We start from the raw sequence: 13,957 nt of genomic DNA on the forward strand, positions 1-13,957 counted from the left end.
GATAAAAATGTGTATCCATATATAAATCCCTACAATGACCAATACCGGCAGCAGCAAAAACTTATCGGCGATATTGAAAATGCCATTAACGGCGAATTCAGTGCTGTCCAATGCTATGCAGCGCTGGCAGCATTAGCACCGACTGAAGCAGTAAGCAAGCAGATACTTGAGATTCGTGACGATGAAAAGAAGCATCTGCAGCAGTTTATGCAAATCTATTCACGGCTTACCGGCCGGCAGGCACAACCATCGCTAAGCGAAAGCTGTCCCAATCATTATATTGAAGGGCTTGAATCTGCCATGCAGGATGAACAGCATACGGTTGACTTTTATTTGTCCATTTCAGATGAAACAAATAACCAATATATAAAAGAAATTTTCCGGCGCGCAGCCGCAGATGAGCAGCAGCATGCCGTTTGGTTTTTATATTATTTTACAAAGCAAATGACTGAGTAATGTCATGACATTACCTCTTACTTCAAGGAGAAATGATGCGCTATCACCGCATCATTTCTGTTATTTTTAATAAGCCTCTGGAAGTTGCAGCAAATCTTTCTCTAATAAAGAGTTTAAGGCGATACAAACGGCCATTTTGACATGAGAATAGGTTAATCCTCCTTGTACATAGGCAACATAAGGCGGTCTTGTCGGACCATCAGCTGTCAACTCAATGCTCGCTCCTTGAACAAAAGTACCTGCAGCCATGATCACATCATCCTCATAACCCGGCATATAGGCCGCGTGCGGTGTCACATGCGAGTTGATCGGCGAGGCAAATTGGATGGCCTGGCAGAAAGCGACCATCTTTTCCCGATCATCAAATTGAACCGATTGAATTAAATCTGTTCGCGGGCTGTTCCATTTTGGATTTGAATTCATTCCCAGTTTTTCAAGCAATGCCGCAGTAAAGACCGCTCCTTTTAGTGCCTGACCGACAACATGCGGCGCTAGAAAAAATCCTTGGTACATTTCCAGTAAACTGTACAAAGAGGCTCCAGCCTCCGCACCGATTCCAGGCGACGTCAGCCGGTACGAACAAGCTTCAACCCATTCTGCTTTACCGACAATATAACCACCCGTCTTCACAAGCCCTCCACCCGGATTTTTAATAAGTGACCCCGCCATCAAATCAGCTCCAACATGGCATGGCTCGATTTCTTCGACAAACTCACCGTAGCAGTTGTCAACAAAGACAACGCAATCAGGTTTGATTTCTTTCACAAATGAAATCATGTTCTCAATTTCTTTAATCGTAAAGGAAGGCCGGACAGCATATCCCTTTGAACGCTGGATTCCGATCATCTTTGTATTTGGCTTGATGGCGCGGGCGACAGCTTCATAATCAACCCCGCCGCTCGCAAGCAGTGCTACACTCTGATAGCTGATACCAAACTCCTTTAGCGACCCTGTACCCTTCCCTCGTATCCCGACGATCTCTTCCAAAGTGTCATAGGGATTCCCGGTGATGTATAATAATTCATCACCAGGCCTGAGGACGCCAAATAAGGCGGTTGAAATGGCATGTGTTCCGGAAATAATCTGCGGACGCACTAAGCCTGCTTCAGCACCAAACACCTGGGCATAAATTTTCTCAAGAGTATCTCTTCCATAATCATCATACCCGTATCCAGTGGAAGGAATAAAATGCGAATCACTTACTTTTTGCGTCTGAAAACTAGTTAATACGCGAAATTGATTGCGGTCAATCCGTTCATCAATCGCGGCATGTATTTCTTTAATTTGTTGTTCCACTTCCGCTACCAGCGGCTGAAGTTTTTTACCATACTTTAATGATTGAAACATGTCTTTCCCCTATCTTTTTACTAGAAATGGCTGGAGTTGGCCAAAAATAGGATGATCCGGCAAATAATATCCTTTACAGATATACATTTGTTTTTCTTCATCAAATTTCAATTCATTGAGAATGGTTTCATTTTTCAATAGTGCCAATAATTTTCCTTCTGTCGAAGGCACCTCCACATGATAATCGTTCATCATGGCAATTACTTTATTTTCAATCGTTTGTTTTAAGAATTCGAGGTCTCTGTCTGACAAAGCACTAATCTGAATCGATTCATTTCTCGTTGAAGGCACAAACTCCGGATGATGGATATCCTTTTTATTATACACCGTTAATTGTGGAATTCTAGATGTTTCTAATTCATCCAATAATTGATTAACGGTCTGCTCATGCTGGAAATAATCTGGGTTGGATGAATCTACAACATGCAGCAGAAAATCGGCTTCTTTCACTTCCTCCAGTGTCGAGCGAAAGGCCGCAATTAAGCTGGTCGGCAAATCCTGAATAAAGCCAACAGTATCTGTCATTAAGACAGTGTACCCTCTTGGTAAAATGCACTTGCGTGTCATTGGATCGAGCGTGGCAAACAATAAATTCTCTTCGAATGAGTCTGCCTCGGTTAAGCGATTGAAGAGCGTGGATTTCCCTGCATTTGTATAGCCTGCTAAAGCAATTTGGAAAACGCGGTTTCGCTTTCGTCTCTCCCGGTATCGTTTCCGATGTTCCACAATTCCGCTTAAACTTGTTTTAATGTCATGAATCCGATTGCGGATATGGCGGCGGTCTGCCTCAAGTTTGGTTTCACCGGGTCCTCTTGTGCCTATACCGCCGCCTAGGCGTGATAATTGCGTCCCCTGACCGCTGAGTCTTGGCAGTAAATATTGTAATTGCGCCAATTCAACCTGCAGTTTCCCTTCCTTTGAACGGGCCCTTTGCGCGAAAATATCCAAAATTAATTGGGTCCGGTCGATGATTCGCGCTTCTATTTGCGACGCTAAATTTCGTACCTGGCTTGGCGTTAATTCATCATTAAAAATAACGACATTTGCCTCCAGTTCTTCGACCAGCGCTTTTAATTCCTGCACCTTTCCTCTTCCTATGTATGTAGAATGATCAGCCCGTTCTCTTTTCTGTGTTAAGACAGCAAGCACCTCTCCATTTGCCGTTTTTGTAAGCGACGACAATTCTTCCATTGAATATTGAAAGGCTTTCTCATCTTCATTTGTTTGACAGCCAACGAGAACCACTCTTTCTTTATCCTGTTTATATTCCAATACATCCCCTTCTCTCTCTGCAATATTGTTTAGTTACTCATTAATATTCCCTAACGCCAATTTCTAATCATTGTATACGAACTGCTTCATCAATATGCTGCAGCTTAAATTCTTTTGGATAGCAGAGGTCGGCCATTTTGCCAGATGACCTGAACAGGCAAGTCAAAAAACTCTGTCAGCTGCTCGCTTGAAATCATTTTGGCTGTGTCTCCAGAAGCAAAAACCTCCCCCTTTTTTAATAATAGTGTTTTGTTAAAGCATGGCAGGATTTCATCTATATGATGTGTAACATATATAATGGTAGGTACTTTGCCCTTTGAATGGCCGATCATCCCGCTGATCGCTTCAAGAAGCTGTTCGCGGGCAATGAAATCAAGACCGTTTGCCGGTTCGTCTAATATGAGCAGCTGCGGATTTCCCATTAAAGCCCGAGCAATCAAGACCCGTTGTTTTTCCCCTTGTGACAATGTTTCATACTTTCGATTTGCATATTCAAAACAACCCATATCCTTTAATAAGCCAATTGCCCGCTCTCTCATCTCATCCGATGGAGTTTCATAGAGACCAATCGAGGCAAAGGCACCGCTTAAAACAATTTCAAAGGCGTTATCACTTGAGTATAATTTATCCTGCAGCGAAGAAGAAACAAGACCAATCTTCGTGCGCAGTTTTTCACCGAGGATGGTTTTGCCGAACTCCAAGCCCACCACCGTTAAGTGACCGTTTGTTGGAAAATATTCCGCATTTAACATATTTAATAACGATGTTTTTCCCGACCCATTCAAACCAAATAAGATCCAATGCTCTCCTTTTTCTATTTTCCAGTTAATATCATGAAGGATCCACTTGCCTTCTCTTTTTAATGAGACCTGTTCCATCTGTACAACCATGATTATTTCCCTCCACACTATATACTAAGACTTTTTTAGTTTATCAGATCCAATGCGTAGAACAACTATTTACCTAAATAGCACTTTTTTGTCGATTAATCTACTAGCGATCCTACGAAATTTTCATAAATTCGTCAAAAACTTATCCGATAAACACTTAAATATGCTAAAATATTCTCATTAAACTGATTATAAATGAAATAGGATAGGAATAGAATTGGAATCGCATTCGAGGGGGATATATAGAAACTTGTACAGGATTGTGATCGAAAGAGAAGATGATGTTTATATGGCGAGTACTATAGGAAAGAGGGTTGCAGAAGATAACGGCTTAAGTAAAAGTGAACAGACCAAATTAGTCGTTTCGATTATGGAGCTGACTCGTAATATCGTTTTTTACGCCGGTAAAGGTCAGCTTTTTATCAAAGTCATCCCATCCTATGGAATAGAAATTACTGCCGTTGATCAAGGCCCTGGTATCGAAAACCTTGATCAAGTATTCAATCAAACAGTCCGTTCGAAAACAGGGCTTGGTTTGGGGCTATCCGGGGTAAAGCGCTTAATGGATGAGTTTGAAATTGAAAGTACCGTTCATTTGGGTACAAAGGTTAGAGCAGTAAAAAGGTTTGACGAAGGGAAGGCAAAAACATAAGATGATAACTTCAACCGCAAATGAACAATTATATGGATTAATTGAGCTCAATCCCGACGGTATGATCTTAAAAGCTAACAGCGAGGGAAAGAGACTGTTATTCTCGGATGATACAGAAACGAATTATCTTTTTAATCGGATTAAAAATAACGAAATTAAAACAAAATTACACGAATGCTTCATGGGAAAAAGCAATGAATTTATGGTGACGATGGAGTCGCAGCCATACTTTTTCCTTTTCCATCGAACATTTGTGGAGCAGAAGCTGGAGAAAATTTATATTTACATGATGAATGTTACTCAGCTGCAAAATAGTCACGAGCAAAACAACTGGAACAGCCATTTGCTTTCATCGGTTGGCGAAATGGCTGCCGGCATTGCTCACGAAGTGCGGAATCCCCTGACATCTGTAAAGGGATTCCTGCAATTGATGGATCAAACCTATAATGAAGAATACTCGAAAATAGCGCAAAGTGAATTAGATCGGGCGATTCATATTCTCAATGATTTAATGAGTGTATCAAAACCAGAATTCATTCAGGAAAAACAAATTCGCTTTAATGTATGTGCTGAATTGGAATCCATTTTACTTTTATTTCAAAATCAGCTTTACTCTATCAATCTGACAAAAAAGTTTCAAAATGAGAATTCCATCATCAGCGGCAGAAAAGATCAAATCAAAAAAGCGCTGTTTAATTTAATTAAAAATGCCATTGAGGCAATGCCTGAGGGCGGTTCACTTATTGTTGAGCAATTTGAAGATTTCCATGGGATTCATATTAATATTACCGATTCAGGGGTAGGAATTCCGAAAGACAAGCTCCGGCTGCTGGGTACCCCCTTCTTTACCTTAAAGCAAGATGGGAAAGGAATGGGTCTCGCTCAAGTCTTTAATGCGATTCAGAGCAACCATGGGACAATCAGCGTCACAAGTGAGGAACGGAAAGGTACCACCTTTTCTCTTACATTTTCAAAGCCCAAATTTTCAGAGAGTTATTTAGGAGGTCATTCAATGGTACAGGCCATTAGTATAGAAGCGGAATTATCCAATCACATGAGACATAATATTCTTGAAATTACAGCTGTCTGGCTCGATTATATGAAAAAACATAAATCACATCTTGTAGCGATACTGCGGGATAATGGCGAATTAACTTATTACCAGGAACACGGAAATCCATTGATGCAAATTGTCGCAGATAATATTGCTGAATTAAAAACCGAGGCCATTATGGATTTAGCAAAAGGCAGAAGTATTGTCAGCGCCAAAACAGAATTTCCGATTCATTTGGCCTGGGAGTTATTCCAGTCCACACGCGGAATTGTTTGGAATGCAATTCGCGAGTTTTATTTCAAATCGAAAAATTCGCTTAATACAGATGAATTATTTGCGCTCGAGCGTAATGTCAACAATATCATCGATTTATATATCGACTCCTATACCGCGTATTACGTCAATTATAAAGAAGAATTATTAAAGGCACACCGGGCAACAGTAGATGAATTATCCGTTCCCATCATCCCGATTGCACCAAGGGTCTGTATTCTGCCTATCGTTGGGAATGTTGATACGTACCGGGCCAAGAAAATTCGCGAAAAAACGCTTTTCCGCATCAGCCAGCTGAAGGCACAGAAGCTTATTATCGATATCTCGGGTGTTCCATTTGTTGATACAGCGGTCGTGAACCACCTCTTTAAAATTGTGAAAGGAATAAAATTATTAGGATGTTCCACAATTTTAACGGGCATTGGACCAGAAATTGCCGATACGATGATTGAATTAGGTGTTGAAATTGATAGTGAATTAGTAACAAAATCTAACCTGCAGCAGGCGTTACAAGATATCAAGATTTTTACTGCATAATAAGCACGGGGGCAATCAATCAGAGGGCAAATACGAAAAAAGTATAGGGGGCATTATTAAATGCAATCTGCAGCAAATATTAAAATGGACATACAACGTTTTCTTAATGAAACAATCAATTTTTATTCAAAAGAATGGTTACAATATTTGCAAAATAACAAGAGTTACCTCATTTCTTTGTTGAATGATAATGGTGAGTTGACAGAGCTACAAGAACACGGAAATCCTATTCTTAGAATCATTGCCGAAAACATCCTTGAAGTCAACGAAGAGAGTATCATGGATGAAGCAAGAAGAAGAGGCATTGCTAGTGCAAAAACAGAATACCCTATCCACATGGCATGGGAATTATTTCAATCCAGCCGCGGCATTATTTGGAATGCGATTAGAAACTATTACACTGAATCGCAAACTCCTTTGAATGAAGAGGAATTCTTCGAGCTGGAGCGCCGGATCAACGATATTATTGATTTATTTATTGAAGCCTATACAGCACAATATGTCACATATAAAGATGAATTATTAAAAAGCCATCGTGCAACAGTGGATGAATTAACGGTTCCGATCATTCCCCTGGCTGACAAAGTATGTATCCTGCCAATCGTAGGAAATGTTGACACTTACCGTGCGAAAAAAATCCGCGAAAAAACGTTGATTCGTGTCAACGAATTGAAGGCTCAGCAATTAATCATTGATATTTCCGGGGTACCTTTTGTTGACACAGCTGTAGTCAATCATTTATTCAAGATTGTGAAGGGCATTAAATTACTAGGATGCTCGACGATCCTGACAGGGATCAGTCCGGAAATCGCTGATACGATGATTGAATTAGGAATTGAAATTGATAACGAAATTAAGACGCGATCGGACTTGCAGCAAGCGCTTCAAGATATACATTTATACCAATAGACAGTGAAACAGTCCCGCAAAGACGATTTGCGGGACTGTTTATTATTCTTCTTCAAAAACAAGATCATTGCTTCTTAAGGTCATTAATTCATATCTATCATAGTTATTTTGCATGAGGAGACGCATGGCCTGGGTACGAATGGACTTTTCGAGCACATTGCGAATATATCTTCCATTCGAGAAACTGTTTGGATTCAAGGATTTAATCCATTGCAAATGTTCGCGGAGTTTTCTCTCTGCTTCATGACTGAGAGTATATTCTTTGTCCTTTAACATCCTGCCGCCAATTTCCATTAATTGCTCAATCGAATAATCCGGGAAATCAATGACCAGCGGAAACCGAGAAAGCAGACCGGGATTTAAAGTGAGAAAATAATCCATCTCCCGGGAATAGCCCGCCAATATCAGAATAAATTCATGCTGCTTGTCTTCCATATGCTTGACTAACGTATCGATGGCTTCTTTGCCAAAATCCTTTTCGCCCCCTCTCCCCAATGAGTAGGCTTCATCAATAAAGAGAATCCCACCGATTGCTTTTTTAATCAAATCCCTTGTCTTTTGTGCTGTATGCCCAATATATTCACCTACCAGGTCCGCCCGTTCCGCTTCTATTAAATGCCCTTTCGAAAGAACATTCATCCTCTGGAATAGTTTTCCGATTAATCTTGCTACCGTTGTCTTTCCTGTACCCGGATTGCCTTTAAACATCATGTGCAGTGCCTGTTTTCCCGCCTTTAAGCCGGTTTCTTCCCTTTTTTTATTGATGTAGATCCACGCATAGATCTCTTTAATCATCCTTTTCATTTCTTCCATGCCAACAAGCGTTCCAAGTTCCGCTTCAATTTCTTTCAATGCTGTATGCTCCGGTGCAGCCAATTTTGGTGAAGCGGATAAAGGGTTGACTTCCTTTGGCAGAGGATCCCGCTTTTTTGTGTTTAGAACAATGCTGATTTGCCCATTATTTTTCATGCGCATTGGCTGTTCCAAACTTTTCACCTCTCATTCTCACAACAGTTTACGTCCATCCTGTTACGGTGAACCACTGCTTTTTTACCTCAAAAAGTAAAACGAAATTCAGTCGTATTCTGCCACATTTTCGGGCAGTGTGGCAAAAATATCCATAAATCCTTTTATTTTGTCATTTTATGCGCTTTCCCAAGAAATAATTGCTTATTTTATGTGTATTCAGTTAAAGGCTTATTCATTAAAACAAATTACATATGACGTTATAAAAAGCATTAAAAAAAGCATTCCCATCAATCATATGATGAGAATGCCTTTTTTACTCATATATTTATTTCTGTTGAGTTCCTTCTAAATCAATCTCAACATTGCGCTGCGGTGCGAAGGTTGAAATGGCATGTTTATAAACAAGCTGCTGCTTGCCTTCCGTTTCAAATAGCACGGTAAAATTATCGAAACCTTTAATTTGTCCTCTGATTTGAAAGCCATTTAATAAAAAGACTGTTACATTTGTTCCATCTTTACGTAGTTGATTTAATACCTGATCCTGGATATTTACGGATGTTTTCATGATTTAAGATCCTCCTCTATTTATCTCTACTATTATTAATTCGATTTAAGTTGGAGCTTTCCTTCCAAATAAAAAGAAATTTCTACTATTTTTTTTTCAAGGTCAGCCTGGTTTTCTATCCCTGTCATATCAAACCAATCTACAGCCATTTTATTGCGAAACCAAGTTAACTGCCGCTTCGCATAGCGGCGTGAATTTTGTTTCAGATTCTCCACTGCCTCATCAAGACTGATTCTGCCGTATAAATAATCATATAATTCCTTGTAGCCAATCGCTTGAATCGATTGACAATCGATGAGCCCCTGTTGATATAATTGCTGGACCTCAAATAATAACCCCTCTTTAAGCATCATATCAACTCGTTTGTTGATTCGTTCATATAATTGATCTCGTTCCATTGTTAAGCCAATGATGGCCGCGTCATATCTGGCTTCGACCTGCTGCTCACTCTGCAGTTCTGTCATCGTTTTGCCCGTGCAATGAAATACCTCAAGCGCCCGAATCACACGGCGGATATTATTAGGGTGGATTCGTTCTGCACTCTTGGGGTCGATCTCCAGCAATTGCTCATGAAGCACCTGATTGCCAAACTGCTCTGCACGTTTTTCCATGTTTTCACGAAAGGAATTGTCTGTTGCTGCTTCTGAAAAGTGATAATCATATAAGACGGATTGGATATATAATCCTGTCCCGCCTACAATTATTGGAAGCTTGCCCCGTCCTGCAATTTCCTTGATTTTTTCTCTGGCTAATTCCTGAAATTCAGCTGCAGAAAAGGATTCATCCGGCTCTCTTATATCGATTAGATAATGCGGAATTCCTTCCATTTCTGAAGTTGATATTTTTGCTGTGCCGATATCCATCCTTTTATAGATTTGCATCGAATCTCCGCTGATAATTTCCCCATTAAATGCTTTTGCCAGCTCAATACTTGTTTTTGTTTTACCGACTGCAGTCGGTCCGATTAAAACAACGAGCTTTTGTTTGTCTGTCAAATTCCGTCAACTACCTTTTATCACAGTATTCGGTTAGGTCATCCCTCACTATCATTATCATACCATATTTACCATATCTTTCAGTCAAACATCTATTCATTATGACCATTTTAATAATAACTATTCATGATTTAACAGGATTGAAAATCTTTTTCAATCCTGAAACTGGACAGAAATGATTTCGTAATGAATGTAGAAATAGTGGAAAATCTATCCTGTTTGTTTACAGTTCATTTAAGTTCTGATAACATTCGCTAATTTCCGCTCTTTTTCATGCTAAAGTGAGAATATTGTTCAACTGTTATTATCATGAAGAATTGGGTGAGGGTCATATGCTTTCAAATGCTGAAATTGGAATTGATTTAGGAACAGCGAATACTTTAGTATACAGTAAAAATAAAGGCGTTGCGATTAATGAAGCAAGTGTGGTTGTTGTGGATACCGTGAGCAAAAAGGTAACAGCGGTAGGAAATGATGGGAAAGAAATGATCGGGAAAACTCCGGAAAAAGTAACGGCGGTCAGACCGCTTAAAAACGGGGTGATTGCTGATTATGATCTGACAATTGAAATGCTGCGGCATGTTATTCAAAAAGCGGCAAAAATGATGGGCTTCTCCTTAAGAAAGCCAACGATCGTAGTCTGTACCCCTGCAGGCTCTACAAGCGTAGAACGAAGGGCTATTCAGGATGCTGTCCGCAATGCGGGAGCGAAGAAGGTGTATTTGATTGAAGAACCGGTTGCGGCGGCTATTGGGGCCGGATTGCCGGTGGATGAGCCTGTCGCAAGTGTCATTGTCGATATTGGCGCCGGTTCAACAGAGGTGGCCATTATCTCCTATGGAGGTATTGTTTCCTGCCACTCACTGAAGGTTGGCGGCGACAAATTAGATGATGATATTATCCAATATGTGAGAAAAAAATATAATATGCTGATCGGTGAACGAACAGCGGAAAATATTAAATTGGAGATCGGTTTCGCACTTATCGAGCACGAAGAACAGACCATGGAGGTCAGAGGACGTGATTTGGTCAGCGGTTTGCCAAAAACGACTACCCTTTCCTCGTTTGAAATTCGCGATTGTCTTAAAGAATCGCTGCTCGCGATCTTAGATACCATCAAAGCAACGTTAGAAGACTGCCCAGCAGAACTGAGCGGAGATATCGTCGACCGCGGTATTATCCTAACCGGCGGTGTTTCTTTATTAAACGGTATCGAGGAATGGATGGCAAAAGAAATTGATGTTCCCGTTGCATTAGCTCCAAGCCCCCTTGAATCAGTAGCTATCGGCACAGGAAAAGCACTGAAATATGTACACAAACTGCCTACTACTGCTATATAAGGAAATGATTCCAGCCCGATTCACTTTGGCTGGAATCATTTCTATCTCTACAAAGTTTACATAATGTGATTATCGTTACCTTATCTATTACTTTTTATCGCTATTTATCCTTTTTCGGTGTATTCTATAAGTGTATAATCAAATTCAATTTATTAAAGGCAGGTGAATCCAATTGAAATTTTATATTGCTTCCAGCTTTCAAAATCGCGATCTCGTCCGGGTGGCAACCTTTTTATTTTCGCAAAACGATTTTATTCAAGCATACGACTGGACGATGAATGAAAAGGCAGCAACATTTGAAGAACTTCGTTATATTGGGGAGGAAGCCAAGCAAGGAATTATGGATGCAGACTTTGTTGTGATGATTCTTCCGGCCGGTAAAGGCAGTCATTTAGAGTTAGGGATGGCCATGGCATTAAATAAAAGAATTTATTTATATTCGCCTGATGAAGATATTTATCATATGGATAAGACCATTACTTACTATTTTCTTCCTGAACTCAGACCGTTCGTCGGTCAACTGGCTGACTTTATATCATTTGTCATTAAATGCGAGAATAACAATGTTGTCTTACATTAAGATGAGAACTGCAAGCTGATGCGTTTCTAGTTTGTCACATACCGGCCTGCCGGACCTATTTATTACATAGAAAAAAAGAAAGCTATTGTATATCCGCTGCAATAGCTTTCTTTTTTTTACATGATTCGTTTGAACATTTTTTCTAAATCATAGGTTGAGGTGTGGATGATAATCGGACGGCCATGCGGGCAGGTAAACGGGTCAGATGTCCTGCGCAGCTCGTCTAATAACGCCTGAATCTCATCATTGCGCAAATGCCGATTCGCTTTAATGGAACCTTTACAGCTCATCATAATCGCCGCTTCTTCGCGTAGCTTTTTAATATCTACCCTTTTCATCGCCAGCACTTGTTCAATCATTTCTTCAATTGTTTCTTTTTCCTCCCCCTTTGGAAACCATTGGGGATGTGCCTTGACAATATAGCTGTTGATGCCAAATGGCTCAAGAAACACTCCGACACTCTCTAATTCGACCCTATTTTCTTCTATTTTAATCGCATCATCCGTTGAATATTCCAATGTAATCGGAACGAGCAGCTCCTGCAATTCTTTTTCCACTCGTCCAACCTTTTCTTTGAAAAACTCATATTTGATCCGCTCTTGGGCTGCATGCTGGTCAATAATATATAAGCCTCGTTCATTTTGGGCAAATATATACGTTCCGTGCATCTGCCCAATGGGATAAAGCGGCGGCACCCTGCATCCAGTGGTTTCAACAACGCCGATGCCTTCGTCTTGGGCGTTGAAAGATTCTCCCTCTGACAGAGGTACTTCCGCAGCACCTCCATCTTCTGCCGCTGGAAAAATGGGATCAAGCTCTTCTTTATTCCAGCTCTCTTCTATCTGTGACCTAATAGAGGCATTTCCTGAGTCAGCATCTGCGGCATGCTGCTGGATGGAAAAGCCTGCCGCTGGGCTCATTCTCTCTGGTGCTTCAGCGCTTTGCTCTTCCCTGATTGAAATAGAGGGGTGCGAAAAAGTATTTCCCGTAAAATTAGAAATCGGCATGCTGTCTGGCGCTTGATATTCCTTCACCGGAGGCTGGACTGGCAAATGGTCGAGGTCAAAGGCTGCTTGTTCAGACTTTCGTTTTTCCGCCTTTTCCCGAATTAAGCCCGCTGGAATCAATTCCTTCGTTTTAAAAGCAGCCCGGATCGTGTCCGCAACAAGGGCATTTAGTTCCTGTTCCTTACTGATTCGTACCTCCAGCTTGGATGGATGGACATTGACATCGACAAGAATTGGATCCATGTTGATATTTAAGAGAACAATAGGATAGCGGCCAATCGGCAGTAAGGTATGATACCCCTCTTGAATGGCTTTGACAAGCGGATAGTTCTTAATAAAACGACCGTTTATCATGGTCGAGATATAATTGCGTGATGCCCGGGTAATCTCCGGCAAAGCGATATAACCTTTTATCGTAAAATCCAGTGATTCTGCCTGAATCGGAATCATTTTCTTGGCGATATTCATCCCGTATATCGCGGCAAGCACCTGCCTCTCGTCCCCATTTCCATTGGTATGAAGCAGCTTTCTCCCGTTATGAATCAAACGGAGAGACACTTCAGGATGGGCCAAGGCCAGACGGTTTGTGACATCGGTAATATTGCCTAATTCTGTATGAACACTCTTCATATATTTCAAACGTGCCGGTGTGTTATAAAAAAGATCCGTAATCGTAATGTCTGTCCCCGTTGATGCCGCGCACTTTTCGAGCGTGACCACTTTGTTGCCTTCCAAAATCAGCCGCGTCCCATCACTACCGGTGGACGTGACTAGTTCTAGTTTGGATACGGAAGCGATACTCGGGAGGGCTTCACCACGGAATCCAAGTGTACGAATGCGGAAAAGATCATGTTCATTTTTGATTTTACTCGTAGCATGGCGGCTGAAAGCCAGTGGAACATCACTTTCTTCGATCCCTTCTCCATTATCGCTGATGCGGATTTTCACCAGACCTGCTTCCTCAATTTCGATCTCGATGATGGTACTTCCTGCATCAATGGCATTTTCAACCAATTCTTTGACAACAGATGCCGGACGTTCTACGACTTCACCCGCTGCTATTTTATTGGATAGAGCATCATCAAGCTGAATAATTTTCCCCATTAAATGC

The 13,957-nt window shown here is 40.9% G+C and carries 13 protein-coding genes; 6 read left to right on the top strand and 7 right to left on the bottom strand.

The window, feature by feature from the left end:
• Positions 1-9: 9 nt before the first annotated feature.
• A complete protein-coding gene (locus tag HNR53_RS03835; RefSeq protein WP_184522998.1) occupies positions 10-456 on the top strand; it encodes a ferritin family protein in 447 nt (148 codons plus the stop codon).
• Positions 457-522: 66 nt separating this feature from the next.
• On the opposite strand, the gene HNR53_RS03840 is transcribed toward HNR53_RS03835, so the two are convergent.
• The 3 genes from HNR53_RS03840 to HNR53_RS03850 all read right to left on the bottom strand — a co-directional run bounded on the left by HNR53_RS03840 (position 523) and on the right by HNR53_RS03850 (position 3,965).
• The gene (locus HNR53_RS03840) at positions 523-1,803 is read right to left on the bottom strand and encodes a methionine gamma-lyase family protein (protein WP_184523000.1); all 1,281 of its coding nucleotides are present in this window, start codon (positions 1,801-1,803) and stop codon (positions 523-525) included.
• Positions 1,804-1,812: 9 nt separating this feature from the next.
• Positions 1,813-3,075, bottom strand: coding sequence for a GTPase HflX (gene hflX, locus HNR53_RS03845; RefSeq protein WP_184523002.1), 1,263 nt, complete (start codon positions 3,073-3,075; stop codon positions 1,813-1,815).
• Positions 3,076-3,179: 104 nt separating this feature from the next.
• Entirely contained in the window at positions 3,180-3,965 is a 786-nt protein-coding gene (locus HNR53_RS03850; protein ID WP_184523004.1) for an ABC transporter ATP-binding protein, read from the bottom strand.
• Positions 3,966-4,215: 250 nt separating this feature from the next.
• Between HNR53_RS03850 and HNR53_RS03855 the strand changes: the two genes are divergently transcribed.
• From HNR53_RS03855 to HNR53_RS03865, 3 genes are read left to right on the top strand one after another with little or no spacing between them, the layout of a single operon-like run.
• Positions 4,216-4,617 carry an ATP-binding protein gene (locus HNR53_RS03855; protein ID WP_184523006.1) on the top strand — a complete coding sequence of 134 codons (402 nt, stop codon included), beginning with the start codon at positions 4,216-4,218 and terminating at the stop codon, positions 4,615-4,617.
• Position 4,618: 1 nt separating this feature from the next.
• The gene (locus tag HNR53_RS03860) at positions 4,619-6,481 is read left to right on the top strand and encodes an ATP-binding protein (RefSeq protein WP_184523008.1); all 1,863 of its coding nucleotides are present in this window, start codon (positions 4,619-4,621) and stop codon (positions 6,479-6,481) included.
• A 60-nt stretch (positions 6,482-6,541) separates the two neighbouring features.
• The gene (locus tag HNR53_RS03865; RefSeq protein WP_184523018.1) at positions 6,542-7,390 is read left to right on the top strand and encodes an STAS domain-containing protein; all 849 of its coding nucleotides are present in this window, start codon (positions 6,542-6,544) and stop codon (positions 7,388-7,390) included.
• 42 nt (positions 7,391-7,432) lie between these two features.
• On the opposite strand, the gene spoVK is transcribed toward HNR53_RS03865, so the two are convergent.
• The 3 genes from spoVK to miaA all read right to left on the bottom strand — a co-directional run bounded on the left by spoVK (position 7,433) and on the right by miaA (position 9,919).
• On the bottom strand, positions 7,433-8,377 hold the full coding sequence (spoVK, locus tag HNR53_RS03870) for a stage V sporulation protein K (RefSeq protein WP_184523020.1): 945 nt from the start codon (positions 8,375-8,377) through the stop codon (positions 7,433-7,435).
• A 307-nt stretch (positions 8,378-8,684) separates the two neighbouring features.
• On the bottom strand, positions 8,685-8,924 hold the full coding sequence (gene hfq / locus HNR53_RS03875) for an RNA chaperone Hfq (protein ID WP_184523030.1): 240 nt from the start codon (positions 8,922-8,924) through the stop codon (positions 8,685-8,687).
• Between the two features lie 35 nt (positions 8,925-8,959).
• Positions 8,960-9,919, bottom strand: coding sequence for a tRNA (adenosine(37)-N6)-dimethylallyltransferase MiaA (miaA, locus tag HNR53_RS03880; protein ID WP_184523032.1), 960 nt, complete (start codon positions 9,917-9,919; stop codon positions 8,960-8,962).
• Positions 9,920-10,251: 332 nt separating this feature from the next.
• On the opposite strand from miaA, the gene mreBH reads away from it, so the two are divergent.
• Together mreBH and HNR53_RS03890 are read left to right on the top strand one after the other, a co-directional pair.
• Positions 10,252-11,259 carry a rod-share determining protein MreBH gene (gene mreBH, locus HNR53_RS03885; protein WP_184523034.1) on the top strand — a complete coding sequence of 336 codons (1,008 nt, stop codon included), beginning with the start codon at positions 10,252-10,254 and terminating at the stop codon, positions 11,257-11,259.
• Positions 11,260-11,431: 172 nt separating this feature from the next.
• Positions 11,432-11,839 (top strand): nucleoside 2-deoxyribosyltransferase, encoded by a 408-nt coding sequence (locus HNR53_RS03890; protein ID WP_184523036.1) that lies wholly within the window; start codon positions 11,432-11,434, stop codon positions 11,837-11,839.
• A gap of 116 nt (positions 11,840-11,955) precedes the next feature.
• Here HNR53_RS03890 and mutL read toward each other — a convergent pair whose 3' ends face one another.
• Positions 11,956-13,950 (bottom strand): DNA mismatch repair endonuclease MutL, encoded by a 1,995-nt coding sequence (gene mutL / locus HNR53_RS03895; protein WP_184523038.1) that lies wholly within the window; start codon positions 13,948-13,950, stop codon positions 11,956-11,958.
• Between the last annotated feature and the right edge of the window lie 7 nt (positions 13,951-13,957).

It is taken from the genome of Bacillus benzoevorans (assembly GCF_014207535.1).
Taxonomy (GTDB): Bacteria; Bacillota; Bacilli; order Bacillales; family Cytobacillaceae; genus Bacillus_BD; species Bacillus_BD benzoevorans.

Bases quoted from the DNA above. Each gene is read 5' to 3' on its own strand.
- HNR53_RS03850 (WP_184523004.1), bottom strand. From the start codon at position 3,965: ATGGTTGTACAGATGGAACAGGTCTCATTAAAAAGAGAAGGCAAGTGG.
- HNR53_RS03865 (WP_184523018.1), top strand. From the start codon at position 6,542: ATGCAATCTGCAGCAAATATTAAAATGGACATACAACGTTTTCTTAAT.
- hfq (WP_184523030.1), bottom strand. From the start codon at position 8,924: ATGAAAACATCCGTAAATATCCAGGATCAGGTATTAAATCAACTACGT.
- mreBH (WP_184523034.1), top strand. From the start codon at position 10,252: ATGCTTTCAAATGCTGAAATTGGAATTGATTTAGGAACAGCGAATACT.
- HNR53_RS03840 (WP_184523000.1), bottom strand. From the start codon at position 1,803: ATGTTTCAATCATTAAAGTATGGTAAAAAACTTCAGCCGCTGGTAGCG.
- mutL (WP_184523038.1), bottom strand. From the start codon at position 13,950: ATGGGGAAAATTATTCAGCTTGATGATGCTCTATCCAATAAAATAGCA.
- HNR53_RS03860 (WP_184523008.1), top strand. From the start codon at position 4,619: ATGATAACTTCAACCGCAAATGAACAATTATATGGATTAATTGAGCTC.